Raw genomic sequence first — 25,117 nt, 5'->3', positions numbered from 1 at the left:
CGCCCGCGAGACGGCTGTGACGTGCGCGGGAGCCCGCTACTGCAGGGTGATCGGGTTGACGATGTCGGCGACGAGCAGCAGCCCCGACAGCGCGATGAACAACCCGGCCACGACGTAGGCCGCCGGCATGAGCCGGGCGATGTCGAACGGTCCGGGGTCGGGCCGGCCCCGCCAGCGGGCCACCGTCGAGCGTGTCTTCTCGTAGAGCGCGCCGGCCACGTGCCCGCCGTCCAGCGGGTACATCGGCAGCAGGTTGAACAGGAACAGCACGAGGTTGACGCTGGCCAGCAGGCTGAGGAAGAAGCTGATCTTCTCCGCGATGCTGAAGTCGGCGATCGAGAAGACCTCGCCGGAGATCCGCCCCACCCCGACGACGCCGATCGGCCCGTTCTCGTCGCGCTCCTCGCCGAGGAAGGCGGCGCGGAACAGCTGCGGCACCCGCTCGGGGATCTCCACCAGCCGGTCGATCGAGTTGGCGACGACGGTGCCGAAGTAGCTGGGCAGCTCCGTGATCGACTGGCGGGCGAACCCGCCGAGGGGGCCGATGCCGAGGTAGCCGGCGGTGAGGGTCCCGCCGTCGGCGTCCAGCACGGTGTTCTCGATCGGCGTGACGGTCAGCTCGCGGCGGTCGCCGTCGCGCTCGATGGTGAGGGTGAGGTCGCGGCCCGGCGAGTTCCGGATGGCCTGCTGCACCGTCGTCCAGCTGTCGTGGTTGTCCGGGTCGATCGACTGCCCGCCGACGCCGACGATGACGTCGCCGGGGCGCAGCCCGGCGCGGGCGGCGGGGCTGGCCACGGGCAGCGCGCAGTCGGGGTCGCCGAGGTCGCAGACGTTCCCGGCGTTCGCGCCGCTGCTGACGATCGGGATGTCGCAGACGTCGCTGTCGTCGGCCGCGGCCTGGTCGATGCTCTGCGCGTTGGCGGGCACGACGCAGGCCGGCACGGTCCGCACCTGGGTGGTGATGACGTTGGTGCCGATGGCGGTCAGCGTGATCGCGAAGAAGACGATCGCGAGCAGCAGGTTGTGCAGCGGTCCGGCCGACATCACGATGACCCGCTGCCACCAGGGCTTGGCGTAGAAGACCCGGCCCTCGTCGCCGGGGCGGACGTCGTTGAGCGCCTGACCGCGCACCTCGGCGATGAAGGACCGCATCCGGGTGGCGCGCTTGCTCTCGCCCTCCTCGGCCGGCGGGATCATGCCGACGATGCGGATGAACCCGCCCATCGGCACGGCCTTGATGCCGAACTCGGTCTCCCCGCGGGTCCGTGAGAACACCGTCGGGCCGAAGCCCACGAAGAACTGCGGGACCCGCATGCCGTACTTCCGGGCCCAGCGGAAGTGGCCGTACTCGTGGAAGCCGATGGAGAACAGCAGGCCGAAGGCGAAGGCGACGATCCCGAGGACCGTCAGCAGGAACCCGGTCAGGACAGGCCCTCCGTCACAACTGCTGGCCGATGGCGGCGCGGGCGTGCTGCCGGGCCCACCGCTCGGCGGCCAGGACGTCGTCCACGCAGGTGGGCGCGCCGAGGTCCGGCGCGTCGTCGAGGGTACGCGCGACGAGGTCCACGATGCCCCGGAACGGCAGCCGACCCGCGAGGAAGGCGTCGACGGCCTCCTCGTTGGCCGCGTTGAACATCGCCGGCACCACCCCGCCCGCCGCTCCGGCGGACCGCGCGAGCCGGACGGCCGGGAACGCCTCGTCGTCCAGCGGCCCGAACTCCCACGTCGAGGCGGTCGACCAGTCCAGCGCCGGCTGCACGTCCGGCAGCCGGTCCGGCCAGGCCAGCGCCAGCGCGATCGGCAGTCGCATGTCCGGCGGGCTGGCCTGGGCGATGGTCGCGCCGTCGGCGAACGTGACCATCGAGTGGACGATCGACTGCGGGTGCACGACGACGTCGATGTCGTCGTAGGGCACGCCGAAGAGCAGGTGCGCCTCGATCAGCTCGAGGCCCTTGTTCATGAGCGTGGCCGAGTTGATGGTGACCACCGGGCCCATGTCCCAGGTGGGGTGGGCCAGGGCCTGCTCGACCGTGACGTCGGCCAGGTCGGCGGCGGAACGGCCGCGGAACGGCCCGCCGCTGGCGGTGAGCACCAGGCGGGCGACCTCCCCGCGGTCGCCGCCGCGCAGGCACTGGGCCAGGGCGGAGTGCTCGGAGTCGACGGGGACCAGCTGGCCGGGCGCGGCCGCGGCGAGGACCAGGTCGCCGCCGGCGACGAGTGACTCCTTGTTGGCCAGCGCGACCGTGCGGCCCGCGGCGAGCGCGGAGAGGGTCGGCCCCAGACCGATCGACCCGGTGATGCCGTTGAGGACGACGTCGGCAGGGCGCGCGGCCAGCTCCTCGGCCGCCCGCGGCCCGGCGAGGATCTCGGGCAGCGCGTACTCCCCCGTCGCCCAGCCCCGCTGCGAGGCGGCCGCGTAGAACGCCAGCTGCAGGTCCTGGGCGGCCGTGGCACGGGCGACGGCGACGGTGCGCACGCCCAGCGTCAGCGCCTGGTCGGCCAGCTCCGCGACGTTGCCGCCGCCGGCCGCGAGGCCGGTGATGCGCAGCCGGTCGGGGTTCTGCTCGGCGACGGCGATCGCCTGCCGCCCGATCGACCCGGTCGAGCCGAGCACCGTCACCTCACGCATGCGCCCCATCCTCCCCGACGCGCGCGCCTCCTCGTGCGGTACGGGCGCGCGGGGGCTGGCAAGATGGCGGGCGTGAGCGAGCAGACCCACCGGGACCGGATCACGATCGACCACCCCGACACCGAGCGGGTCAACCAGCCCGGTCGCGAGGAGGCCGTGGTCCGCCACGACGCGCAGCCCGTGGAGCACGAGCGGCCCGAGGAGTGGGGCTGGCACGGCGAGACCGGCCGCGCCGGCCGGATCGGCGCCTGGATCGCCGTCCTCGTCACGCTCGCCTTCCTCGTCGGCAACCACCGGGGCCGCATCGAGGACATCTGGATCGTCGGCATCGCCGTCGGGATGATCGTCATCCTGATCGCGGACTGGCGGCGCCGGAAGAACGCCTGGCGCGCCAAGTGACCTGAGCCGAAACGGCTCGCCGGAGGCCCGTCCCCCATCAGGGGAACGGGCCTCCGTCGCGTTCCGGGACCCCGCTAGGTCGCGGTGACGCCGATCGCCAGCCCGATCAGATAGGTGGCGAGGCTCGCCACCGCGCCGAAGAGCAGCTGCCGGCCACCGGCGAACCACCACGGCCGCGGGGTGAACCGCGAGGACAGCGCGCCGGCCACGGCCAGCCCGATCCCGCCGCACAGCAGCGCGACCCACAGCAGCGAGACCCCCAGCAGGTAGGGGACCAGCGGGACGACGGCCCCGACGGCGAAGGTCAGCAACGACGACAGCGCCGCCGTCCGGGGCGAGGGGCTGTCGTCGACGGTCACGCCCATCTCGGCGACCACGTGCAGCCGCAGCGCGGTCTCCGGGTCCCGGGACAGCTGGACGGCGACCTCGCGGGCGAGCTCGGGCTCGACGCCGCGGACCCGCAGCTCCTTGACCAGCTCGGCGAGCTCGCCGCGCGGGTTGCGCTGCAGCTCGCGGCGCTCCTTGGCGACCTCGAGGTCGAGCTGCTCGTTCTGCGTCTTCACCGACGTGTACTCGCCCAGCGCCATCGAGAGCGCGCCCGCGACGAGGCTGGCGACCCCGGCGAGCACGATCGTCCGCGCCGCCGCGCCACCGCCCCCGACGCCGGCGACGAGCGCGGTGTTGGTGACCAGGCCGTCCATGGCGCCGAACACCGCCGGGCGGAGCCAGCCGCCGGAGACGTCGGCGTGGCTGTGCCCGTGGCTCTCGGCCGTATCCGCCGGGGAAGCGGTCACTCGTCGGCCTCCGCACCCAGCTCGACCGGCGGCTCCACCGGCTCGGGCGGGACGACGGCCACGCTGGGGACGCCCTCGGCGAGGTCGGCGGCGGCGAGCTGGCCGCAGGCGCCGTCGATGTCCTGGCCGCGGGTGTCGCGCACCGTCGTCGGCACGCCCGCGGCGCGCAGCCGGGCGACGAACTCGCGCTGCGCGGGCAGCGGGCTGGCGTCCCACGGGCTGCCCGGCGTGGGGTTGAGCGGGATCAGGTTCACGTGCGCGCGGCGGCGGGCCAGCAGCTTCCCGAGCAGGTCCGCCCGCTCGGGCTGGTCGTTGACGTCGCGGATCAGCGCGTACTCCACCGAGTACCGGCGGCCGGTCCGCTCGGCGTAGGCGTCGGCCGCCGCCACGACCTCGGCGACCTTCCAGCGGGTGTTGACCGGCACGAGGGTGTTGCGCAGCTCGTCGTCCGGCGCGTGCAGGCTGACCGCGAGGGTGACCGACAGGCCCTCCTCGGTGAGCTTCCGGATGCCGGGGACCACGCCGACCGTCGAGACCGTGATCGACCGCTGCGAGAGGCCCAGCCCGTGCGGGGCGGGCGTGTACAGCGCCTCGAGGGTCTTCCGCACGCGGGCGTAGTTGGCCAGCGGCTCCCCCATGCCCATGAACACGACGTTGGACAGCCGGCCGGGGCCGCCGGGCAGGTCGCCGTCGGCCATGGCCCGCGCGGCCGCGACCGCCTGGCCGATGATCTCGGCGGCGGAGAGGTTGCGGGTCAGCCCGCCCTGGCCGGTGGCGCAGAAGGGGCAGGCCATGCCGCACCCGGCCTGGCTGGAGATGCAGACCGTGGCCCGGTCGGGGTAGCGCATGAGCACGCTCTCGACCAGGGCGCCGTCGTGCAGGCGCCACAGCGTCTTGCGGGTGCGCCCGCCGTCGGCCGCCTGGTGCCTCACGGGGGTGAGCAGCCCGGGGAGAAGGGTCGAGGTCAGGGACTCGCGGGCGGCGGCCGGCACGTCGGTCATCTGCGCCGGGTCGGTCGTGCCGCGGAAGAAGTGCCGGGACAGCTGGTCGGCGCGGAACGCCGGCTGGCCGAGGTCGGCCACGGCAGCGCGCGCCTCCTCGCGGGTGAGATCGGCGAGGTGGCGGGGCGGCTTGCCCCGGCGGGGGGCGTCGAAGACCAGGGGCAGGGCTGTCATGGCGTCGTCCATGGTCCCACTAGCGTGCCGCTGGTGACCGACGCCGAGAGGGAACTCACCCCGCCGGTGGACGGCGTCGGGGTCGGGCCCTGGGAGGGGCCCTGGCCGGAGGACCCGCGCTACGACCCGGAGCTGCTGGCGCACGGGGACCGCCGCAACGTCGCCGACCGCTACCGCTACTGGACCGTCGAGGCCGTCGTCGCCGATCTCGACACTCGCCGGCACCCCTTCCACGTGGCCATCGAGAACTGGAAGCACGACCTCAACATCGGGACCGTCGTGCGCACCGCCAACGCCTTCCTCGCCGCCGGGGTGCACGTGGTGGGCAACCGGCGGTGGAACCGGCGCGGCGCGATGGTCACCGACCGGTACATGCACGTGCACCACTCCCCCGACGTCGCCACGCTCGCCGCCTGGTCCCGCCGGGAGGGCCTGCCGCTGCTGGCCGTCGACAACCTGCCCGGCGCCCGGCCGCTGGAGACCGAGCCGCTGCCGCGGGCGTGCGTGCTGCTGTTCGGCCAGGAGGGCACCGGACTGAGCGACGCCGCCCGCGACCTGGCCGACGGCGTGCTCTCGATCGCCCAGTACGGCTCCACCCGGTCGATCAACGCCGGGGTCGCGGCCGGCATCGCGATGCACGCGTGGATCCGGCAGCACGCCGAGGCCGCCGTTCCCGGCGACCTCGGGGGCTGAGGGGCGGCCGCGTCAGCGGCGGGCCCGGCGGGCGAGGGCGATCAGCCCGAGCAGCACCAGGTCGACGGCCATGAAGACCAGCGGCGCGGTCTCGTCGTAGACGGTCAGCTTGACCAGGCTGAAGCCCACCTCGGCGCCGAGCAGGGCCACGGCGCCGCGGACGATCCGCCGGTCGCGGACGTCGAAGCGCACGGCCAGCCACAGGAAGGCCAGCGCCAGCCCGGCGGACCAGGCGACGACGACCCAGTCGCCGGCGTTCTGCGGGGCGCCGCCGTCCTCGGCCGGGACGAAGAACGTGAAGGCGGTCGTGGCGGCCAGCTTGACCGCGCCCACGACACCGAACACCCCCCGGGCAGCGAGCACGGCGGCGGACGGGCGCGCAGCGGCGGGGCGGAGGGCGGTCGGGGTGGCGGTCATCGGGAGCTCCTGTGGGGTGGGGCGGATCGGATGCCGGAACGCTAGGAACGGAGCGGGGGGCGCCACATCGACCCGCGGGCTGCTCCTGCGGTCAGCCGCAGGGGTCGGCGGCACTCAGCCCCAGGGCTGATGGCAGGGCGCCCCGACCGCCCTACGCTGCGCCTCGTGCCCCTGCCGCACCGCCGTCCGGCCCCGCCTCCCTGGGCCGACGTCGTGCTGGCCGGGGCGCTGCTGGCGGTCTCCCTCACCCAGGTGCTGGTGGCCCCGATCGCCGGCCCGGCGGTGTCGGTGCTGGTCGCGGTGGGGTCGACGGTCCCGGTGGCCTGGCGGCGCCGCTACCCGGCGACGGTGGCGCTGCTGCAGACGGCGGTGTGGCTCGTGCCCACACCGGAGGGCTTCCTGCTCGTCGGCTACGTCGTGGCCGTGCTGGTCTTCTACTCCGCCGGGACGTCCGTCGTCCCCGGGTGGCGGCTGGCGGCGGTGACCGTCCCGGCCGTCGCCGTCGGCGTGGTCGTGACCCTGCTGGGGCCCGAGCCCGCGCCCACCGCGATCGGGGCGGCGCTGGTCGTGCTGGGGCCGGTCGCGGCCGGGCGGCTGGTCGCCCACCAGCGGGCGCAGACCGCGCGGCTGGCGGAGCTGACCGAGGAACTGGTGCGCGAGCGGGCGGCGGCCGAGCGCGCGGCCGCCGCCGAGGAGCGGACCCGCATCGCCCGGGAGCTGCACGACGTGATCGGCCACGAGGTGTCGCTGATCGCCCTCCAGGCCGATGCCGCCGCGGCGGCACTGGCGCAGGCGCCGGAGCGGGCCGCCGCACCCGTGGCGACCATCCGCGCCGCCGCCGCCGACGCGCTGGCCGAGATGCGCCGGGTCGTCGGGCTGCTGCGCACCCCCGGAGAGGACGACGGCGACGGGCTGCGGCCGCAACCGGGCCTGGCCGACCTCCCGGCGCTGGCCGCCCGGAGCCGGGCAGCGGGGGTCGACGTCCGGCTGGACGCACCACCGGCTGCGACCCCGGTCCCGGTCCCGCAGAGCGTCCAGCTGGCCGCGTACCGGGTGGTGCAGGAGGCGCTGACCAACGCGGCGCGGCACTCCCCCGGCTCGGCCGTCCACGTGCGGGTGACCGCCGGTGGTGGGGATCTCTGCGTCGAGGTGCGCGACACCGGGAGCCGGCGCGCCCCCGCGGCACCCGGCGGCGGACACGGGCTGGCCGGGATGCGGGAGCGGGTGCGGCTGCTCGGCGGGGACCTGCACGCCGGGCCGGAGGACGCCGGCTTCGCCGTGACCGCCCGCCTCCCGCTGGCCGCCGGGGCGCCCCGGTGAGCCGGGATCCGGTCAGCGTCGTCCTCGTCGACGACCAGCAGCTGGTCCGCGACGGGCTCCGGCTGATCCTCGAGCTCGCCGGGGTCACGGTCGTCGGCGAGGCCGCCGACGGTGCCGACGCCGTACCGCTCGTCCTCGACCGGCGGCCTGACGTCGTCCTCATGGACCTGCGGATGCCGGTCGTGGACGGGGTGGAGGCGACCCGCCGGATCGTCGCGGCCGGCTGCCCGTCCCGCGTCGTCGTCCTCACCACGTTCGAGGGCGGGGAGCACGCCTACCGCGCGCTGCGGGCGGGCGCGTCGGGCTACCTGCTGAAGGACGCCGGCGGCGACCGGATCGTGGCCGCGGTCCGGGCGGCCGCCGCGGGTGAGATGCCGCTGGCCCCGGCGGTCGTGGCGACACTGGTCGCCTCCTTCACGGCCCGGCCGCCGGCCCCGCTGCCGGACGACGCGCTTGCCGTGCTGAGCGACCGGGAGCGGGACGTGCTGGCGCTGGTCGGGGCCGGCCGGTCCAACGGGGAGATCGCCGCGGAGCTGTTCATCTCGACGGCCACGGTGAAGACCCACGTCCGGCACCTGCTGGCGAAGCTGGACCTGCGCGACCGGGCCCAGGCCATCGTCCGGGCGCACGAGTGCGGCCTGGTCGCCGGCGTCCCCGAGCCGCCGGCGCGCCGACCTGCCAGGCTCGGCCCATGAGCCGCCTCGCCGACGTCGACCTGTCGCTGCGCCTGGGCAAGAAGGACGCCAAGACCCAGCTGGCCGAGGCCCAGGACCGGCTGGTGCGGCTGCGGCTGCAGCTGGGCGGACAGGTCGGCGGGGAGCTCGGACCCCCGCTGTGCGTGCTGTTCGAGGGCTGGGACGCCTCCGGCAAGGGCGGCGCGATCAAGCGGCTGGTGTCGGAGCTGGACCCCCGGCACGCGCGGGTCGCCCAGTTCGCCGCACCCTCCTTCGACGAGAAGCGGCACCACTTCCTCTGGCGGTTCTGGCCGGTGCTGCCCGGCTGGGGCGGGATGGCCGTGCTCGACCGCACCTGGTACGGCCGGGTCCTGGTCGAGCGGGTGGAGGGCTTCGCCTCCGAGGCCGCCTGGCAGCGGGCCTACGGCGAGATCGTCGACCTCGAGACGACGCTGACCGCCGAGGGGATGATCCTGGTCAAGTTCTGGATGCACGTCTCCCCCGAGGAACAGCTGCGGCGCTTCGAGTCCCGCCGCGACGACCCGCTGCGGGCCTGGAAGCTCACCGACGAGGACTGGCGCAACCGGGAGAAGCGCGGCGCGTACACCGACGCCGTCGAGGAGATGCTCGACCGCACCGACACCCCGACCGCCCCCTGGCACGTGGTCGCCGCCGACGACAAGCGGTGGGCGCGGGTGTTCGTCGTCCGCACCGTCTGCGACGCCATCGAGGCGGCACTGCACGCCCGCGGCACCGACGTCGGCCGCGCGTGACACCGCTCCTGCACCTCGTCGAACCCGCTGACTGGCAGGCCGCGGTCGAGGCCGGCGAGGTGCGGCCGCCCTCGCTGGCCGACGTCGGGTTCGTGCACCTGTCGACGCCGGACCAGGTGCACCTGCCGGCCGCCCGGCTGTTCCCCGGGCGCCGGGACCTGCTGCTGCTCGTCGTCGACCCGGCGCGGCTGACCGACCCGGTCCGCTTCGAGCCCGGCGTGCCCGGTGATCCGGCAGCGATGCGGTTCCCGCACCTGTACGGCCCGCTGCCGGTCGCGGCGGTGGTCGCGGTCGTGTCCTACGAGCCGGGCGTCGACCCGGTCCTGGACGGCGTCGGCTAGACCGGCGCGACCCACAGCAGCAGCAGCCAGGCCACCGCGGCCGAGGGCAGCAGCGAGTCCATCCGGTCCATGAGACCGCCGTGGCCGGGCAGCAGGTTGCCCATGTCCTTGATGCCGAGATCCCGCTTGATCAGCGACTCCCCCAGGTCGCCGACGGTCGCGCTCACCGCCAGGGCCGCGCCGAACGCGACCCCGCCCCACCACGGCCCGTCCAGCGCCAGGGTGACGATGGGGGTGGCGACGAGGACGCAGGCCAGCACCGACCCGGCCATGCCCTCCCACGACTTCTTCGGGCTCACCGTGGGGGCCATCGGGTGCCGGCCGAAGAGCACGCCTGCGGTGTAGCCGCCGACGTCGTTGCCCACGACGGTGGCGATGAAGAGGATCACCCGCGTGGCGCCGTCGTCCGGGACCAGCAGGAGGACGGCGAACCCCGCCAGCAGCGGCACGTAGAGGGCGACCAGCACGCCGGTCGAGGCGTCGCGCAGGTAGCCGGCCGGGCCCTCGGCCAGCCGCCAGAGCAGCACCGCGAGCACGGTCAGCAGGAAGGCCACGACCAGCCCGGTCGCACCCCGGCTCCAGGCGAGCGCCACCATCGCGACCGAACCGACGAGCACCGGCACCAGGGGTGGCGTGGCGTCGCCGGCCCGCAGCGCCCGGGTCAGCTCGACGACGGACACGAGGACGGCGGCACCGAGGACGACCAGGAAGGCCGGCCGGTACACCAGCAGCGACGCGAGGATGACCGCGCCGAGGCTGAGTCCGACCCCGACCGCCGCACCCAGGTTGCGACCGGCCCGGCCGGGCTTCTGCACCGGCTGCTCGGTCACCGGCGCCTCGACCGTCGCCGGCTCGACCGGGGTCGGCGCGGCGGGTGGTGCGGCCGTGGCGGGGGGCGGCACGGCCGTGGTGGCGCGCGGCACGGCGGGACGGGCCGGCACCGCGAGCTCGGCCGTCGGGGGCGCGCCGGGGACGGGTGGTCGCCCGGGGCGACCACCCGTCGGCAGCGGACCGGTGTCGGGGTCGCGTCTCATGGCGGCGGTGGCGGGGGTCGCTCAGACCTCGAGGAGCTCGCTCTCCTTGTGCTTGACCGCCTCGTCGATGCCGTTCACGTGCTGCGAGGTGAGGTCGTCCAGTTCCTTCTCCGCGCGGCGGACGTCGTCCTCGCCTGCCTCGCCGTCCTTGGCGATGCGGTCGAGCTCCTCCTTGCTGCGCCGGCGGATGTTGCGGATGGCGACCTTCGCGTCCTCGCCCTTCGCCCGGGCCATCTTCACCAGGTCGCGGCGCCGTTCCTCGGTCAGCTGCGGGAAGACCACGCGGATGATCTGGCCGTCGTTGGACGGGTTGACGCCCAGGTCGCTGTCGCGGATGGCCTTCTCGATCGCGCCCAGCTGGGAGTTGTCGTAGGGCTTGATGACGGCCATGCGGGCCTCGGGCACGGTGATCGACGTCATCTGCGGCACCGGGGTCGGCGCGCCGTAGTAGTCGACCACGATCTTGTTGAACATCGAGGGCGCGGCGCGACCCGTGCGCACCGACCCGAGGTCCTCCCGAGCGACCGACAAGGCCTTGTCCATCCGCTCCTCGGCATCGAGCAGGGTGTCGTCGATCACGGGTCTGTCCCTCCTGCGGGCGACGCCTCGGTGGGCCGCCTCTCCTCTGTGCTCCGGTGTGCCGTCAGCGCCTCGTGCGAGCGCGATCGCTCAGGCGGGCGTGCTGATCAACGTCCCGATCCTCTCACCTGCGACCGCCCGCGCGATGTTCCCGTCCTGCAGCAGGTTGAACACCACGATCGGCATCCGGTTCTCCATCGACAGGCTGATCGCCGTCGCGTCGGCGACCTTGAGCTCGTCGGCCAGGACGGTGCCGTAGTCCAGGTCGGTGTAGAGCTTCGCGTCGGCGTTCTTCCGGGGGTCGTCGTCGTAGACGCCGTCCACGCCGTTCTTCGCCATGAGCAGCACCTGGCAGCCGATCTCCAGCGCGCGCTGGGCGGCCACGGTGTCGGTGGAGAAGTACGGCATGCCGGCGCCCGCGCCGAAGATGACCAGGCGGCCCTTCTCCAGGTGCCGGACGGCCTTGCGCGGGATGTAGGGCTCGGCGACCTGGCCCATCGTGATCGCCGTCTGCACCCGGGTCTCCAGGCCCACCTGCTCGCAGAAGGCCTGCAGCGCCAGGGCGTTCATGACCGTGCCGAGCATGCCCATGTAGTCGGCGTGCCGCCGGTCCATGCCGGCCTGCGCCAGCTCGGCGCCGCGGAAGAAGTTGCCCCCACCGACGACGACGGCGACCTGGGTGCCGCCGTGGACGACGTCGGCCAGCTGCTGGGCGATGCTGTGCACGATGCCGGAGTCCACGCCGACGTTGCCGCCGCCGAAGGCCTCGCCCGAGAGCTTGAGCAGCACCCGCTGGTAGCCGGTGCCCTCGGCGGGCTGGAAGGCGGTGGGGGCGGACACGGTGTCGGTCAACTGCTCATCCCTCGGTCGGCGGTCGTTCGGCGGTGATCCTGCCTGATGCGGCCGCGGCCCACAGCCGGGCCCGGACGCACCACCGGCCCCGCCCCCACGGAGGGGACGGGGCCGGTGGTCACGGGGAGCGGGGCCGTCAGGCCTGGCCGACCTCGAAGCGGACGAACCGCTCGACGGTCAGACCCGCCTCGTCGACGATCTGCTTGACCGTGCGCTTGGGCTCGGTGATCGACGGCTGCTCGAGCAGGACGAAGTCCTTGTAGTAGGCGTTGACCCGACCCTCGACGATCTTGGTGATCGCCTGCTCGGGCTTGCCCTCCTCCTTGGCCGTCTGCTCGGCGACGCGACGCTCGGTGTCGACCGCCTCGGCCGGCACCTCCTCGCGGGTGAGGTACCGCGGGCGGGCCGCGGCGATGTGCATCGCCAGGCTGCGCGCGGCCTCCTCGGAGCCACCGCTGTACTGCACCGCGACACCGATCGCCGGGGGCAGGTCGGTGGCCCGCTTGTGCAGGTAGGTGGCGGTGGTGCCCTCGAAGACGGCGAAGCGCGAGAGGACGAGCTTCTCGCCGATGCGGGCCGACTCGGCCTCGATCAGCGACGCGACCGTCTGGCCGTCGACGTCGGCGGCGAGGAGCGCGTCGACGTCGGCCGGCTTCTGGGCCAGGACGACGTCGAGCAGCCGCTCGGCGAGCTCGACGAACTGCGCGTTCTTGGCGACGAAGTCGGTCTCGCAGTCGATCTCGAGCAGGGCGCCGTCCTTGCTGACGACGATGCCGTTGGTCGTGGAGCGCTCGAGGCGCTTGCCGACGTCCTTGGCGCCCTTGATGCGCAGCAGCTCGACGGCCTTGTCGAAGTCGCCGTCGGCCTCGGTGAGCGCCTTCTTGCAGTCCATCATGCCGGCGCCGGTGGCGTCGCGGAGACGCTTGACGTCGGCCGCGGTGAAGTCAGCCATGTCCTTTTTCCTCAGGTCTGGGTGGTGGTGCGGACGCAGCGGCGCCGTCCCCGGTCGCCCGGGGACGGCGCCGAGCGGATCAGCCGTTCTCGGCGCCCTGGGTGCCGGTCTCGGTGCTGCCGGTGGCCGGCACGGCCTCGACCGGCGCGACCTCCTCGGCGGTGACGGTCGGCGCGGCGGCCGGCGTCTCGGGCAGCTCGGTGGCGGTCGCCTCGCCGGTCTGGCCGGTCAGCAGCTCGCGCTCCCAGTCGGCCAGCGGCTCGCCGCCGCCGATCGCGGGCTCGGCACCCTCGGAGCGGCCGGCGTCGGCCTGCGCGGCCGCGCGGGCCAGGAGGCCCTCGGCGACGGCGTCGGCGACCACGCGGGTCAGCACCGAGATGCTGCGGATCGCGTCGTCGTTGCCCGGGATCTTGTAGTCGACCTCGTCGGGGTCGCAGTTGGTGTCGAGGATCGCGACGACCGGGATCTTCAGCTTGCGGGCCTCGCCGACGGCGATGTGCTCCTTCTTGGTGTCCACGATCCAGATGGCGCTGGGCACCTTCTTCATGTCGCGGATACCGCCGAGGGAGCGCTCGAGCTTGGCCTTCTCGCGGCTGAGGACCAGCTGCTCCTTCTTGGAGAGGCTGACCAGCACGCCGGTCTGCTCCATGTCCTCGAGCTCCTTCAGGCGCTCGAGGCGCTTGAAGACGGTCTGGAAGTTGGTGAGCATGCCGCCCAGCCAGCGCTGGTTGACGTAGGGCATGCCGACCCGCGCGGCCTGCTCGGCGATGGGCTCCTGCGCCTGGCGCTTGGTGCCGACGAAGAGGATCGACCCGCCGTGCGCGACCGTCTGCTTGACGAACTCGTACGCGTTGTCGATGTACCCGAGCGTCTGCTGCAGGTCGATGATGTAGATGCCGTTGCGCTCGGTGAAGATGAAGCGCTTCATCTTCGGGTTCCAGCGACGGGTCTGGTGCCCGAAGTGGACGCCGCTGTCGAGCAGCTGCTTCATGCTGATGACTGCCATGGTGGTCTCTCTGTGGCGCGCGCGACCGCAGGCGGCCGCGCGTCTCGGTTGTCGCGGGCACCGGGTGGTGCGCCGCCCTGGCGTCCGGAGCGCCACACCACCCCGCGGGAGACCCACGGGGACCGAGGTGGCGACCACCCCGCTGGACAGCGGCGGGGTACGAGGACGCGCGAAGTCGACCCACCGGGGTGGGCCGCACCGGTCAGCATACCCGCCGTCGGGCGCGCCTCTCCCGCCGCTGTCCACCGGCCCCGGCCCTGTCCACAGCCGCCGATCCCGGGCAGCCCACGGCCGCTCCCCCGCCCAGGGTCGGTGCCATGCGCGCCCGCCTGCTCTCCGTCCTGCTCCTGGCCGCCTCCCTGGTGGCGCCCGCGGCGGCGGTCGCGGAACCCCTGGCCCCGGGGCCGCTGTGGACCGCTCCACTGCCGGGCCTCGAGGTGACCCGACCGTTCGAGGCGCCGGCGTCGCCCTACGGGCCCGGGCACCGCGGTGCGGATCTCGCGGGCGCTCCCGGTGCGGCGGTGCTGGCCGCCGGCGACGGCGTCGTCGTGTTCGCCGGGCCGGTCGCCGGCCGGCCGGTGGTCAGCATCGACCACCCCGGGGGCCTGCGGACGACGTACGAGCCGGTCGACCCCACGGTCGGTGCGGGTCAGGCGGTGGCCCGGGGCTCTCCGATCGGCGTGCTGGCCCCCGGCCACGAGGGGTGCCCGGCGGAGGCCTGCCTGCACTGGGGGCTGCGCCGGGGCGAGACGTACCTGGACCCGCTGCTGCTGCTCCGTCCGCCGCGGGTGCGTCTGCTGCCGCCGGGCTGAGGGCGGCTGCACCTCCGGGCCGTTTCGCGGGGACCGGCCCGGGGCAGGCGCCGGGTCCACCCCTCTCCCAGCCCCTGGAGATCCCGTGCTCGACGTCACCGACCTCGTCCTCGAGGACCACGCCACCGTGCGCCGGCAGTTCGCGCTGCTCGACGACTGCCACGACGACCCCCGGGCGCTGGCGGTGGTGTGGAAGGGCCTCGCACGGATGCTCGACGTGCACGCCGCCTGCGAGGAGGAGGTGTTCTACCCGTCGCTGCTGCGGGTGGGCGACTCCGGGGACGACGACTCCACCGAGGGCGACGCCGTCGACGAGACCGACGACGCGATCGGGGACCACAACAAGATCCGGGACGCCGTCGCCGAGGCCCGCCGGCACGAGGCGGGCACCGACGACTGGTGGGAAGCGGTCCGCCGGGCCCGGGAGGAGAACGACGACCACCTCGCCGAGGAGGAGCACGACGCACTGCCGGACTTCCGCCGCAACGCCTCCGACGCACTCCGGGCCGAGCTCGCGCTGCGCTGGCTGGACTGGCGGTACGCCCATGACAGCGGTGCGGGCATCACCTACGACAAGGACCCCGAGGAGTACATCGCCGAGCACACGCCCTGACGCCGGGTCGACCGGGACGGACCCCCGGCCGTCAGGCGATGTCGGCGAGCTTGGTGCGCAGGTGCAGGACGGCCTTGGTGTGCAGCTGGCAGATCCGGCTCTCGGTCACGCCCAGGACCCGGCCGATGTCGGCGAGGGTGAGCCCCTCGAAGTAGTAGAGGCTGACCACGACCTTCTCCCGCTCGGGCAGCTGCTCGACCGCGCGGGCCAGGAGCTGACGGGCCTCGCCGTGCTCGGCCATCGCCTGCGGGTCGAGTGCGGTGTTGTCCTTGAGGGTGTCGACCAGCCGCGGGGCGCCGCCGTCGTCGTCGGTGAGCAGCTCGTCGAGGGCGACCACGTTCACCAGCGAGAGCTGGCCGAGGAACTTGCGGACGTCCTCGACGTCCATCTCCATCTCGGCGGCCACCTCCTCGTCGGTGGGGCTGCGCTGCAGCCTGCTCTCGAGGTCGGCGACGGTCCGCTCGAACTGGCGGGCCTTGCTGCGGACCGACCGTGGGATCCAGTCGGTGGTGCGGAGCTCGTCGATGATGGCGCCGCGGATGCGGGCCATCGCATAGCTCTCGAACTTCACCTCGCGCGAGGGCTGGTAGCGGGTGATCGCGTCGATCAGCCCGAAGGTGCCGTAGGAGGCCAGGTCGGCCTGCTCCACGTGCGCGGGCAGCCCCGAACCGACGCGGCCGGCGACGTACTTCACCAGCGGCGCGTAGTGGAGGATCAGCCGGTCCCGGAGCGCCGGGTCCCGGTCGGCGACGTAGTCCCGCCACAGCGCCGCGATCGCGGCATCGGTGTCCTCGTTCGACTCGTCGAGCGCGTCGATCGTCGCCTCGGGCACGGTGGAACTCCCCCGCTCGCTGGTGGGGCCGAGTGGACGGCCCCGTGGATGCGTTGCGCTCACGGTATCGGCAGCCGCCGGGAGGTTCACGCGCGCGGATGGGCCTGCGCGTGGACGGCGCGGAGCCGTTCGACCGTCACATGGGTGTAGATCTGCGTGGTGGCGAGGCTGGCGTGGCCCAGGAGCTCCTGGACCGAGCGCAGGTCGGCACCGCCCTCGAGCACGTGCGTGGCCGCCGAGTGCCGCAGGCCGTGCGGCCCGATGTCGGGCGCGCCGGGCGTCGCGGCGACCGCGGTGTGGACGGTGCGCCGCGCCTCCCGGGCGTCCAGCCGGCCGCCGCGCGCACCCAGCAGCAGAGCCGGGCCGGAGCGATCGGTGGCCAGCGCCGGCCGGCCCCGGGTCAACCAGGCGTCCAGTGCGCGCTCGGCCGGCAGCCCGTAGGGGACGCTGCGCTCCTTGCGGCCCTTCCCCAGCACGCGCAGCAGGTGCCGGCCGCGGTCGACGTCGTCGACGTCGAGGCCGACCAGCTCGCTGACGCGGATGCCGCTGGCGTAGAGGAGCTCGAGCACCAGCGCGTCACGGAGGCCGACGGGTTCCTCCGCCCCGGCGGTCGACTCCACGACGGCCCGCGCCTGCGCCGGCGCCAGCACCTCGGGGAGGGTGCGGTGCGCCTTCGGGCTGACCAGCCGCAGGCCGACGTCCTCGGGTGTCAGCCCGGTCCGGCGCAGCCAGGCCGTGAACGACCGGGCCGACGCGGCGCGGCGGGCGGTCGTGGCCCGGCCGTCGCCGGTGGTGCGCCCCTTGGCCAGCCAGCTGCGCAGGGCGGCCAGGTCGAGGTCGTCGGCCCGGGTGCCGCTGCGACGGGCCAGGTGGTCGAGCAGGGAGACGGTGTCGGTGACGTAGGCGCGCACGGTGTGGTCGGAGAGTTCCCGCGCGCCGCGCAGGTGCTCCTCGTAGTCGTCCACGACCGCGGCCAGAGCGGGCGGCAGCCCCCCACGCACCTGGGCTGTCGAGGCGGACACGGAGGAACAGTCCGTCGGGGGCGTCGGCCGGTCAAGCGGGCGCGCCGCGGCGCCGCGGCCGCAGAGCGCCCCTCCCGCGGTGGTAGTGATCCGGTATGGCACACGACTTCGACGCGCTGCTCCGTCTGCACCCCCGGGGGGACGACGCGTTCGAGAACGAGCCACTCGTCGAGGGCCACCTGTACGGCGGGTACACCCTCGGGCTGGCGGTGCGGGCGGCCGCGCGGACCGTCACCACGGGGCTGCTCCCCCACTCGGTGCACGCCGTGTTCCCCTCCGGCGGGGAGCTCGGCAGCCCCCTGCAGCTCGGGGTCCGCGCGGTCCGCGACGGCCGGTCCAGCGCCACCCGCCTGGTCACCGTGGAGCAGGGCGGGCAGACACCCCTGCTCCTGACCGCCTCGTTCCGCTCCGGCGGCGCGGGCCCGGACTGGTCGGCACCGCTGCCGCCGATGCCCACCGCACCGGAGGAGATCGGCCCGGACGAGGTGCGGCTGATGGGCATGGACCCGTTCGAGTTCCGCCCCGCCGGAGCGCACCGGGTCGACGCCGGAGCCGACATCTACGCCCCGCTGCACCCGTACTGGGTGCGCCCCCACCTGCCGCTGTCCGGCGACGACCCCGGCCTGCACGCCGCCGTCGTGGCGTTCGTGTCCGACTACATGGTGTTCGCCGCGGCTCAGGTGCCCGGCCCACCCCCGCCCCCGGAGACCCGCGGGGTGACGTTGGACCACACCCTGTGGTTCCACGGGCCGGTCGACGCCGGCGCATGGCTGCTCTACTCCGCCGAGCCGACGAGGATCTGCGGCGACCGCGGCCTGGTGCGCGGCACGGTCCGCACCCGCGACGGGGCCGTCGTGGCCTCCTTCGCGCAGGAGGTCATCACCTTCGCACCGCGGGGCTGACCCGGCGCCCGGGCGTCGTCCCGGTGGCCGGCGGGGCCCTGCGGCTCCCAGGCGGGCGGGGTTGACTGGACCGCGGGGCGGTTCTGAGGACCAGGGCGCCGTCACCGGCGGCGGAAGGAACTCACCGTGGCGCAGGACCTGCGGACCCGGGGCGTCGGATCGCCACCGGTCGGGGCCGGAGGCACCGGACCGGAGCCCGTGGGCCCCGGTCGCGGTCTCTCCGCCGGGTCGGTGGCCGGGCTCGCGGTCCTGGCCCTGGCGGTCAGCCTGGCCGTCCAGTGGGCGATCACCGCCGTCGACCTGCCGGCCGACACCTATGTGCCGGCGGCGGTCACCACCTGGACGCTCGTGGTCGCCTGCGCCGGACTCGCGGCGGTGGTGCTCTCGCGGCGGATGCCGTCCTGGCTGCGCGCCGGGCTGATCGTGGCGCTCCTGACGGCGACGGCCACGTCGGTCCTGGCCTGGCCGCTGCACGGGACGTCGTACTACTTCGGCGGGCTGTGGGCCGACCAGCAGTTCCGCACCCAGTACCTGACCCGCATGACCGACAGCCCGGCGCTGGCGGACATGAACTACGCCGACCTGCCGTCGTTCTACCCGGCGGCCTGGTTCTGGGTGGCCGGGCGGATCGCGGACCTGACGGGCACACCCGGATGGGCGGCGTTCAAGCCCGTGGCGCTCACCACCGTGGGCACGACCCCGGCGCTGGTGTGGGTCGTGTGGTCCCGCCTCGTCGGCTGGCGGACCGCCATCGGGGTCGCGGTGGTGACCCTGGTGACCAGCGTGTCCCTCTCGGCGACGGAGCCCTACTCGTGGCCGGTGGCCGCGCTGCTGCCCGCTGTCGCCGTCGTCTTCTGGCGCCAGGTGACGTTTGCTGCCCCGCGCCGGGCGGCCCTCGTCTGCGTCGGGCTCTTCCTGGGGGCCGCGGCGGCCACGTACTCGCTGTTCGGTCTGGCCGGTGCGGCCCTGGTGACCGTGCTCGCGGGCGTGGCCGTCGCCGGCGCTCGCGAGGACCGCCGGGGCGCACTGCGGCGGGCGGTCGGCTGCCTGGTCGTCGCGGCAGTGCCGGCGGTCCTCCTCGCCCTCGTCGTGTGGGCGCCGTTCCTGGTGACGTCGCTGTCGTCCGGGAACCGGGACAACGTGGCCGCGCGGTTCCTCCCGGACATCTCGGCCGAACTGCCCGCCGTCCTGGGCGCCGACCCGTGGCACCTCCTGCTCGGGGTCGGACTGCTGGCCCTGCTCGCCCGGTTGGTGACGCCATGGGGTCGGCGACCGGACGTGCTGCTCGCACTGCTGGTCACCGCCGCCGTCACCTACGGGTGGTACGCGGCGAACACCCTGGCGCTGCCCTTCGGCACGACGCTCCTGGCGTTCCGCTTCCAGAACCTGCTCGTCCTCGTGCTGGCCACCGCCGGTGTCCTGGCGCTCGCCGAACTGCTGCCGCGGGCCCGGTCGGTCCTCTCGGGACGCTCGTGGCAGCCGCGCCGCCTGGCGGTGGCCGCCGTCCTGCTCGCCGCCCTGGCCCTCACGCAGGTGGTGGACGCACGGGTGCACGACCTGGACGACCGGATCGACCGGGCCTACGCCACCCCGTACCCGAGCGGCCGGAACGCGCGCGGCGAGGTGGACCCCGACCGGGAGGAGGGCTGGAACGACGCGCTGGCCACCTCGATCGACGACCTGACCGGTCTGGCCGAGGACCGCGCGATCGTGCTGAGCACCGACTACACGCTGCTGTCGGTGCATGCCTACCGCGGATTCCAGAGCATGATCCCGCACTACGCCAATCCCCTGGCCGACTACGAGGCGCGCGCCGACTACATCCACCGTCTCGCCGCCAGCAGTACGCAGTCGGAGCTGCTGGGGCTGCTGGACGACTGCCCGTGGAAGGCCCCCGACGCCCTCGTGCTCCGCCGCGAGGACGACGGCCTGCACCTGCGGCTGGGCTCCGACGCCTTCCCCGCGGCTCCGAACACCGCCTTCGCCGACGTGGTGTTCGACCCCGACCTGTTCACGTCACCCGCCTTCCGCACCGAGGACGTCGGGCCCTTCGTCGTCGCGGTCCGCGCCGACTGACGGTGGGGCCAGCCGCCAGCCGGACCCGGTCCACTGCACGAGGCCCGCGATCTCCAGCGCAGGGAGGACCTGCAGGACCTCGACCACTCCGCACCCGGCCACGGCCGCCAGTCGTTCGGGGGTGACACCCCGGCGTACCGGGCACGCGTCGAGCACCCGCCGGGCCACGTCGGAGAGGTCGTCGCGCAGCTCGGTCGCCCGCTCCGGCGTGGGCGCCAGGTCGTCCCCCAGCCGGCCCACCTCCTCGATGACGTGCGCGGCGCTGGACACGAGCACCGCACCGAGCTCCCGGTCACGCACGAGCTCGTGGCAGCCCACCGACATCGCGGAGGTGACCGGTCCCGGGACCGCCATGACCGGCCGCCCCAGCCGGGCGGCCCGGCGCGCGGTCGCCCGGGCACCCGACCGGGCCGCCGCCTCGACGACCACGGTGCCGCGGGTGAGCGCCGCGATCAGCCGGTTGCGGACCAGGAAGCGGTGCCGGTGCGGCGCCGCGCCCGGGGGCCACTCGCTGACCACCAGCCCGTCCTGGGCGATCCGCTCGAGCAGGGCACCGTTGCCGGTGGGATAGACCCGGTCGACGCCGCAGGCCAGCACCGCGACCGTCGGTGCTCCGGCGGCGAGCGCGCCCCGGTGGGCGGCTGCGTCGATGCCGTAGGCACCGCCGGAGACCACCGTCCAGCCCCGCTCTCCCAGACGGTGGGCCAGGTCGCCGGCCACGTGCTCCCCGTAGGCCGTGGACGCCCGCGCACCGACCAGGGCCACCGACCGGTCCACCACCTCGGCCAGGTTCCCGGGACCACGGACCCAGAGGGCCACCGGCGGGACCGGCGCCTGCGTCCGGTCGCCCATCTCCTTCGGCGAGGCGGGCTCCCCTCCGACGGCCACGGTGAGGGCGTGCAGAGCGGCCGCCGGCCACTCGTCGTCCTCCGGGACGACCAACCGGGCACCGCATCGCTCGGCACGGCGCAGGTCGGCCAGGCTGGCGTCCTGAGATGCGCGGGCGCCCACCAGCGCCTGGACCGCCTCCGGCGCCCGGCCCGCCCGCAGGATCCGCACGGCGTCCACGGGCCCGGCCTGCTCGACGAACGCCCAGAAGACGACGCTGCCCGGCTCCGCGGCGCGGCTGAGCCAGGCGCGGGCCCGACGCACCGTCTCCAGCGCGCCTGCCGGCCCGGGCGGCTGCCATTCCAGGGCTGGACCGGTGCCGGTGGTCATGCCGCCACCCGCTGCAGTCGCATCCCGAGCGCTTCGGCGACCTCGGCGGGTCCTGGGACGGTCAGGCCGGCCAGGTCGCTCAACGTCCACGCCACCCGGAGCACGCGGTCGAAGCCGCGGACCGACAGCACGCCGCGTTCGAGCGCCCGTTCGGCCAGGCGCGAGGCCGAGCGGGGCACCACCCACCGCTCCCGCAGCAGGCGACCGGGCACCTGCGCGTTCAGGGTCAGCCCACTGCCGCGCAGCCGCTCCGCCGCGACGGACCGGGCGACGGCGACCCGCGCGGCCACGGCGGCAGAGGACTCGGGAGGCTCCCCTCCGTCCAGCCACGCGGCCCGGGTGACGGGTGGCAGGTCGACCCGCAGGTCGATCCGGTCCAGCAGCGGCCCGGACAGCCGCGACTGGTAGCGCCGTCGCTCGTGAGCGCTGCAGGTGCAGGCGGCGTCGCCCGCCGCCGTGGCACACGGGCAGGGATTGGCCGCGAGCACGAGCTGGGCGCGGCACGGGAAGGTCGCCGAACCGGAGGCCCGCGAGATGGTGACCGAGCCCCGTTCCAGCGGCTGGCGGAGGGTGTCCAGGACGGCGCGGGGGAACTCCGGGCACTCGTCCAGGAAGAGGACGCCGCGGTGGGCCCGGCAGAGCGCCCCGGGCCGGATCAGTCCCGATCCGCCGCCCACGAGCGCGGCCATGGTCGCCGAGTGGTGGGGCGACTCGAAGGGCGGACGGGTGATGAGGGGCGCCTCCGGCGGCAGGGTGCCGGCCACCGAGTGGATCGCCGTGACCTCGAGCGCGGACTGCTGGTCCAGCGCCGGCAGCAGCCCGGGCAGCCGCTCGGCCAGCATCGTCTTCCCCGCGCCCGGCGGACCGGCGAGGAACAGGTGGTGCCCGCCCGCCGCGGCGACCTCGACCGCGCGGCGGCCCACCGCCTGACCGACCACGTCGCCGAGGTCCGGCCCTGCCGGCGGGTCGGGCAACGCCCCGCGGACGTGCGGCGCCAGCCGGGACCGGCCGGTCAGATGGGCCAGCAGGTCCCGCAGCGACCCCACCGGCAGGACGGTGACGCCCTCGACCAGTGCCGCCTCGTCGGCGTTCTGCCTCGGGACGACCACCTGCCGATGCCCCGCCGCGCGGGCTGCCAGCACCGAGGGCAGGACCCCCCGGATCGCGCGCACGGTGCCGTCAAGCCCCAGCTCACCCAGCAGCACGAGATCGGCCACGGCGGCCGCCGGCACGACCTCTGCCGCGGCGAGGACGCCGGCGGCCAGCGCCAGGTCGAAGCCACTCCCCTGCTTGGGCATCGACGCCGGGGACAGCCCGATCGTCACCCGGCGCAGCGGCCAACTGGCGCCGGCGTTCGCCACCGCGGCGCGGACCCGGTCCACCGACTGGCGCACGACCGCGTCGGGTAACCCGACGAGCACCACCCCGGGCATGCCGGCCGACATGTCCACCTCGACCTCGACGAGGGCGCCGTGCACACCGGCCAGACCGACCGACCACGTCCGGGCCAGGCTCACGAGAACGCCGCCGGCAGGTGGGTGACGACCGCCGGCCCGGTTCCCAGGACGAGGACGCCGACGACGTCGAAGCGCAGGTCCGGCGCGTGTTCCTCGTGCGCGGCCAGCCAGCGCGAGGCCAGCAGCCGCAGCCGCCGCTGCTTGGTGGGGGTCACGGCCTCGACGGGATGACCGAAGCCGACCGCGCGGCGGGTCTTCACCTCGCAGAAGACGATCGCGTCGCCGTCGCGGGCCACGATGTCGAGTTCGCCCTCCCGGCACCGCCAGTTCCGGTCGAGCAGCCGCAGACCGCGGTCGGTCAGGTAGCGGGCGGCGATCCGCTCACCGCGCTGGCCCAGTTCCGTCGTCGTTCGCACCGCACGACCGTGAGCCGGGGCGGGGCGGGACACCACCGCCCGCGGCGCTCTGTGGACGGCGGTGGGACCTGTGGACGGGCCGGGCGGGGGTGTCGGCCCCACCGGTCAGTCTCACCGGCATGCGCGATCGATCAGGGCAGGCGCGGGCCGTCCGGCAGCTCGAGGTCCGGCTTGTCCAGCTCCTCGACGTTGACGTCCTTGAACGTCAGCACCCGCACGTTCCGCACGAAGCGGGCCGGGCGGTACATGTCCCACACCCAGGCGTCGGAGAGCTTGAGCTCGAAGAAGACCTCGCCGCCGGCCTCGCGGACCTGGAGGTCGACCGAGTTGGCCAGGTAGAAGCGCCGCTCGGTCTCCACCACGTAGGTGAACTGGCGGACGATGTCCCGGTACTCGCGATAGAGCTGCAGCTCCATCTCGGTCTCGTACTTCTCCAGGTCCTCGGTGCTCATCGCGGCTCTCCGGAGATGCGCATGGACCCATCATCGACCATCGACGCGGCGGCGGTCAGCCCGGCGTCTCGACCGGCGTGTGCCGCGGCCGCCCGCGCGACGTTGACGAAGCGCCGCCGGTGCTCCGGACAGGGCCCGTGGCGGTCGAGGGCGGCGCTGTGAGCGTCGGTGATGTACCCCTTGTGCACGGCGAAGTCGTACTGCGGGAACCGCTCGTGCAGGTCGAGCATGATGCGGTCCCGCGTCACCTTGGCCAGCACCGATGCCGCGGCGACGCAGGCGGCGACCCGGTCGCCCTTCCACACCGCCAGGGTGGGCCGGGCCAGTCCGCTCACGGGGAACCCGTCGGTGAGCACGTAGTCGGCGCCGGGGTCGAGCAGCCAGACGGCCCGCCGCAGCGCCTCGATGTTGGTGACGTGCATGCCGCGCGCATCGAGGTCGGGCACGGGCATCACCACGACCGACCAGGCGACGGCGCGCTCGACGACCTCCGCGTACACGCGCTCCCGCGCCGCGGCGGTGAGCAGCTTGGAGTCCGCCAGCTCCGGCACGCGGCCACGTCGGCCGGCGGGGAGCACGCACGCGGCGGCGACCAGCGGTCCGGCACAGGCCCCGCGTCCGGCCTCGTCCGCGCCGGCGACCGCGGTGAAGCCGCGGCGGCGCAGGCGGCGCTCCATGTCCCAGAGCGCGTCGGACCGGTCCTCGGGAGCCGGGGAGCGCTGAGGTGCGGTACGGACTGCCATCGCGTCCCGACACTACGACGGGGGCACGACGGACTGACGGCCACCAGGGCCCCCACGCGCCACGAGCCGGCCCCCTGGGCAGGAGGGGCCGGCTCGTGGACGGGTGCGACCCCGAGGGGTCGCGGGCGCTGGACCGGATCGCTGAGGAGGCGAACCGTCCGGTCCGGCGCCGCCGGGGCGGGAGGTGGCCACGGACCACCCCCGCACCCGGGGTCTGGGGACTCAGACCTCGGCGGTCTCGGCGGTCGCCGGGGCGTGGGCGCCGCAGGTGCAGCCGGCGCCGGAGGAGCGCGACGAGAGCACCAGGGAGACCGCGTGGGCCCGGTCGCGGGCACCCAGCTTGCGCAGGATGGCCTTGACGTGGCTCTTGACGGTGTCCTCGCTGATGAACAGGTTGCGGCCGATCTGGCGGTTCGACTGGCCCTGGAGCAGCTCGTCGAGCACGTCGGACTCGCGCCGGGTCAGGGGCACCTCGGGAGCGAAGGGCTTGGCGGCCGGGAGGCCCGAGGGCTCCACGCGGCGGATCTGCGGGTCGACCACGGTGCGGCCGGCGCGGGCAGCGAGGATGGCCCAGCCCAGCAGGGTGGGGCTGGTGTTGATCATCAGGTACCCACGGACACCCGCGGCGACGGCCTCGTTGACCACGGCCGGGTCCTCGGAGGTGGCCAGCGCGACGATGGCGACGCGGGGGAAGCGGCGACGCAGGTCGCGGCAGGCGGCGAGCGTGGCGGCGCGGCCCGAGCCCAGCTCGACCACGACGGCGTCGGGGCGGGCGGTCTCGACCAGGGTCAGGGCCCGGCGGAGCTCGCCCGGGGTGCCGACCGACTGCATCCCGGCGGTCTCGTTGATCATGCTGACCAGCCCGCGGCGGAGGACCGGGGCGTCGGCGAGGATGAGCACGCGGGTGACTCCGCGGGCGGTGCTCGCCATGGGTGC

28 protein-coding genes are annotated in these 25,117 nt (G+C 74.7%); 10 read left to right on the top strand and 18 right to left on the bottom strand.

Annotation, left to right across the window (positions count from 1 at the left end; genetic code table 11):
• Positions 1–36 precede the first annotated feature (36 nt).
• Positions 37–1,395 (bottom strand): M50 family metallopeptidase, encoded by a 1,359-nt coding sequence (locus tag N555_RS0118295; RefSeq protein ID WP_304412922.1) that lies wholly within the window; start codon positions 1,393–1,395, stop codon positions 37–39.
• Positions 1,396–1,438: 43 nt separating this feature from the next.
• Positions 1,439–2,629: a 1-deoxy-D-xylulose-5-phosphate reductoisomerase gene (dxr, locus tag N555_RS0118290; protein ID WP_231502996.1), complete on the bottom strand. Its 1,191-nt coding sequence runs from the start codon at positions 2,627–2,629 to the stop codon at positions 1,439–1,441.
• Between the two features lie 72 nt (positions 2,630–2,701).
• Between dxr and N555_RS0118285 the strand changes: the two genes are divergently transcribed.
• Positions 2,702–3,028 (top strand): DUF2631 domain-containing protein, encoded by a 327-nt coding sequence (locus tag N555_RS0118285; protein ID WP_029432941.1) that lies wholly within the window; start codon positions 2,702–2,704, stop codon positions 3,026–3,028.
• Positions 3,029–3,102: 74 nt separating this feature from the next.
• On the opposite strand, the gene N555_RS0118280 is transcribed toward N555_RS0118285, so the two are convergent.
• Positions 3,103–3,822 (bottom strand): VIT1/CCC1 transporter family protein, encoded by a 720-nt coding sequence (locus N555_RS0118280; RefSeq protein ID WP_029432940.1) that lies wholly within the window; start codon positions 3,820–3,822, stop codon positions 3,103–3,105.
• Positions 3,819–4,997 (bottom strand): dual-specificity RNA methyltransferase RlmN, encoded by a 1,179-nt coding sequence (gene rlmN / locus N555_RS0118275; RefSeq protein ID WP_034511277.1) that lies wholly within the window; start codon positions 4,995–4,997, stop codon positions 3,819–3,821. Before rlmN ends, N555_RS0118280 begins: the two co-directional genes overlap by 4 nt.
• A 33-nt stretch (positions 4,998–5,030) precedes the next feature.
• On the opposite strand from rlmN, the gene N555_RS0118270 reads away from it, so the two are divergent.
• Positions 5,031–5,690 carry a TrmH family RNA methyltransferase gene (locus tag N555_RS0118270; protein WP_081866341.1) on the top strand — a complete coding sequence of 220 codons (660 nt, stop codon included), beginning with the start codon at positions 5,031–5,033 and terminating at the stop codon, positions 5,688–5,690.
• 12 nt (positions 5,691–5,702) lie between these two features.
• On the opposite strand, the gene N555_RS0118265 is transcribed toward N555_RS0118270, so the two are convergent.
• On the bottom strand, positions 5,703–6,107 hold the full coding sequence (locus N555_RS0118265) for a hypothetical protein (protein ID WP_029432937.1): 405 nt from the start codon (positions 6,105–6,107) through the stop codon (positions 5,703–5,705).
• 165 nt (positions 6,108–6,272) lie between these two features.
• On the opposite strand from N555_RS0118265, the gene N555_RS0118260 reads away from it, so the two are divergent.
• Genes N555_RS0118260 through N555_RS0118245 form a run of 4 tightly spaced genes read left to right on the top strand, consistent with a single transcriptional unit; the run spans position 6,273 to position 9,215 of the window.
• A complete protein-coding gene (locus N555_RS0118260) occupies positions 6,273–7,427 on the top strand; it encodes a sensor histidine kinase (RefSeq protein WP_051684201.1) in 1,155 nt (384 codons plus the stop codon).
• Positions 7,424–8,122: a response regulator gene (locus N555_RS0118255; RefSeq protein ID WP_029432935.1), complete on the top strand. Its 699-nt coding sequence runs from the start codon at positions 7,424–7,426 to the stop codon at positions 8,120–8,122. The genes N555_RS0118260 and N555_RS0118255 overlap by 4 nt, the downstream gene beginning before the upstream one ends.
• On the top strand, positions 8,119–8,874 hold the full coding sequence (locus N555_RS0118250) for a polyphosphate kinase 2 family protein (RefSeq protein ID WP_029432934.1): 756 nt from the start codon (positions 8,119–8,121) through the stop codon (positions 8,872–8,874). Before N555_RS0118255 ends, N555_RS0118250 begins: the two co-directional genes overlap by 4 nt.
• Positions 8,871–9,215, top strand: coding sequence for a DUF952 domain-containing protein (locus N555_RS0118245; protein WP_029432933.1), 345 nt, complete (start codon positions 8,871–8,873; stop codon positions 9,213–9,215). The genes N555_RS0118250 and N555_RS0118245 overlap by 4 nt, the downstream gene beginning before the upstream one ends.
• Here the strand turns inward: N555_RS0118245 and N555_RS26175 are convergent.
• The 5 genes from N555_RS26175 to rpsB form a co-directional block, all read right to left on the bottom strand.
• Complete coding sequence (locus N555_RS26175) at positions 9,212–10,156, bottom strand: phosphatidate cytidylyltransferase (protein ID WP_231502992.1); 945 nt, start codon at positions 10,154–10,156, stop codon at positions 9,212–9,214. The two genes, N555_RS0118245 and N555_RS26175, sit on opposite strands and share 4 nt — an antisense overlap.
• A gap of 114 nt (positions 10,157–10,270) precedes the next feature.
• On the bottom strand, positions 10,271–10,828 hold the full coding sequence (frr, locus tag N555_RS0118235; protein WP_029432931.1) for a ribosome recycling factor: 558 nt from the start codon (positions 10,826–10,828) through the stop codon (positions 10,271–10,273).
• A gap of 90 nt (positions 10,829–10,918) precedes the next feature.
• Complete coding sequence (pyrH, locus tag N555_RS0118230) at positions 10,919–11,680, bottom strand: UMP kinase (RefSeq protein ID WP_156036410.1); 762 nt, start codon at positions 11,678–11,680, stop codon at positions 10,919–10,921.
• Between the two features lie 136 nt (positions 11,681–11,816).
• On the bottom strand, positions 11,817–12,632 hold the full coding sequence (tsf, locus tag N555_RS0118225; protein ID WP_029432929.1) for a translation elongation factor Ts: 816 nt from the start codon (positions 12,630–12,632) through the stop codon (positions 11,817–11,819).
• Positions 12,633–12,711: 79 nt separating this feature from the next.
• A complete protein-coding gene (gene rpsB, locus N555_RS0118220) occupies positions 12,712–13,638 on the bottom strand; it encodes a 30S ribosomal protein S2 (protein ID WP_029432928.1) in 927 nt (308 codons plus the stop codon).
• Positions 13,639–13,955: 317 nt separating this feature from the next.
• Here rpsB and N555_RS26170 point away from each other — a divergent pair, with 317 nt between their 5' ends.
• Complete coding sequence (locus tag N555_RS26170; protein ID WP_034511276.1) at positions 13,956–14,450, top strand: murein hydrolase activator EnvC family protein; 495 nt, start codon at positions 13,956–13,958, stop codon at positions 14,448–14,450.
• A gap of 85 nt (positions 14,451–14,535) precedes the next feature.
• Positions 14,536–15,063 (top strand): hemerythrin domain-containing protein, encoded by a 528-nt coding sequence (locus tag N555_RS0118210; protein ID WP_029432926.1) that lies wholly within the window; start codon positions 14,536–14,538, stop codon positions 15,061–15,063.
• A 31-nt stretch (positions 15,064–15,094) separates the two neighbouring features.
• Here the strand turns inward: N555_RS0118210 and whiG are convergent, their stop codons facing one another.
• Entirely contained in the window at positions 15,095–15,895 is an 801-nt protein-coding gene (whiG, locus tag N555_RS0118205; RefSeq protein ID WP_029432925.1) for an RNA polymerase sigma factor WhiG, read from the bottom strand.
• 86 nt (positions 15,896–15,981) lie between these two features.
• Entirely contained in the window at positions 15,982–16,917 is a 936-nt protein-coding gene (locus N555_RS0118200) for a tyrosine recombinase XerC (RefSeq protein WP_029432924.1), read from the bottom strand.
• A gap of 95 nt (positions 16,918–17,012) precedes the next feature.
• Here N555_RS0118200 and N555_RS0118195 point away from each other — a divergent pair, with 95 nt between their 5' ends.
• The gene (locus tag N555_RS0118195; RefSeq protein WP_029432923.1) at positions 17,013–17,819 is read left to right on the top strand and encodes an acyl-CoA thioesterase; all 807 of its coding nucleotides are present in this window, start codon (positions 17,013–17,015) and stop codon (positions 17,817–17,819) included.
• A 126-nt stretch (positions 17,820–17,945) separates the two neighbouring features.
• On the top strand, positions 17,946–19,895 hold the full coding sequence (locus N555_RS0118190) for an arabinofuranosyltransferase (RefSeq protein WP_029432922.1): 1,950 nt from the start codon (positions 17,946–17,948) through the stop codon (positions 19,893–19,895).
• On the opposite strand, the gene dprA is transcribed toward N555_RS0118190, so the two are convergent.
• The 6 genes from dprA to N555_RS0118160 all read right to left on the bottom strand — a co-directional run bounded on the left by dprA (position 19,836) and on the right by N555_RS0118160 (position 25,111).
• Positions 19,836–21,113, bottom strand: coding sequence for a DNA-processing protein DprA (gene dprA / locus N555_RS0118185; protein ID WP_081866325.1), 1,278 nt, complete (start codon positions 21,111–21,113; stop codon positions 19,836–19,838). The genes N555_RS0118190 and dprA overlap by 60 nt on opposite strands.
• A complete protein-coding gene (locus N555_RS0118180) occupies positions 21,110–22,630 on the bottom strand; it encodes a YifB family Mg chelatase-like AAA ATPase (protein WP_029432920.1) in 1,521 nt (506 codons plus the stop codon). Before N555_RS0118180 ends, dprA begins: the two co-directional genes overlap by 4 nt.
• Positions 22,627–22,986, bottom strand: coding sequence for a YraN family protein (locus N555_RS0118175; RefSeq protein ID WP_029432919.1), 360 nt, complete (start codon positions 22,984–22,986; stop codon positions 22,627–22,629). The genes N555_RS0118180 and N555_RS0118175 overlap by 4 nt, the downstream gene beginning before the upstream one ends.
• Before the next feature lie 131 nt (positions 22,987–23,117).
• Entirely contained in the window at positions 23,118–23,438 is a 321-nt protein-coding gene (locus N555_RS0118170) for a DUF2469 domain-containing protein (RefSeq protein WP_029432918.1), read from the bottom strand.
• Positions 23,435–24,181, bottom strand: coding sequence for a ribonuclease HII (locus N555_RS0118165; protein ID WP_029432917.1), 747 nt, complete (start codon positions 24,179–24,181; stop codon positions 23,435–23,437). The genes N555_RS0118170 and N555_RS0118165 overlap by 4 nt, the downstream gene beginning before the upstream one ends.
• 222 nt (positions 24,182–24,403) lie before the next feature.
• A complete protein-coding gene (locus N555_RS0118160) occupies positions 24,404–25,111 on the bottom strand; it encodes a LuxR C-terminal-related transcriptional regulator (protein WP_034511273.1) in 708 nt (235 codons plus the stop codon).
• Positions 25,112–25,117: the final 6 nt, after the last annotated feature.

The organism is Blastococcus sp. URHD0036, assembly GCF_000701365.1.
Taxonomy (GTDB): Bacteria; Actinomycetota; Actinomycetes; order Mycobacteriales; family Geodermatophilaceae; genus Trujillonella.
This window is presented reverse-complemented; position numbering and strand designations above follow the sequence as displayed.

Coding starts and splice junctions, on each gene's coding strand:
- dxr (WP_231502996.1), bottom strand. CDS start 2,629: ATGCGTGAGGTGACGGTGCTCGGCTCGACCGGGTCGATCGGGCGGCAG.
- N555_RS26170 (WP_034511276.1), top strand. CDS start 13,956: ATGCGCGCCCGCCTGCTCTCCGTCCTGCTCCTGGCCGCCTCCCTGGTG.
- dprA (WP_081866325.1), bottom strand. CDS start 21,113: ATGACCACCGGCACCGGTCCAGCCCTGGAATGGCAGCCGCCCGGGCCG.
- N555_RS0118265 (WP_029432937.1), bottom strand. CDS start 6,107: ATGACCGCCACCCCGACCGCCCTCCGCCCCGCCGCTGCGCGCCCGTCC.
- N555_RS0118195 (WP_029432923.1), top strand. CDS start 17,013: ATGGCACACGACTTCGACGCGCTGCTCCGTCTGCACCCCCGGGGGGAC.
- N555_RS0118160 (WP_034511273.1), bottom strand. CDS start 25,111: ATGGCGAGCACCGCCCGCGGAGTCACCCGCGTGCTCATCCTCGCCGAC.
- N555_RS0118250 (WP_029432934.1), top strand. CDS start 8,119: ATGAGCCGCCTCGCCGACGTCGACCTGTCGCTGCGCCTGGGCAAGAAG.
- N555_RS0118170 (WP_029432918.1), bottom strand. CDS start 23,438: ATGAGCACCGAGGACCTGGAGAAGTACGAGACCGAGATGGAGCTGCAG.
- rlmN (WP_034511277.1), bottom strand. CDS start 4,997: ATGACAGCCCTGCCCCTGGTCTTCGACGCCCCCCGCCGGGGCAAGCCG.
- rpsB (WP_029432928.1), bottom strand. CDS start 13,638: ATGGCAGTCATCAGCATGAAGCAGCTGCTCGACAGCGGCGTCCACTTC.
- N555_RS0118165 (WP_029432917.1), bottom strand. CDS start 24,181: ATGGCAGTCCGTACCGCACCTCAGCGCTCCCCGGCTCCCGAGGACCGG.
- tsf (WP_029432929.1), bottom strand. CDS start 12,632: ATGGCTGACTTCACCGCGGCCGACGTCAAGCGTCTCCGCGACGCCACC.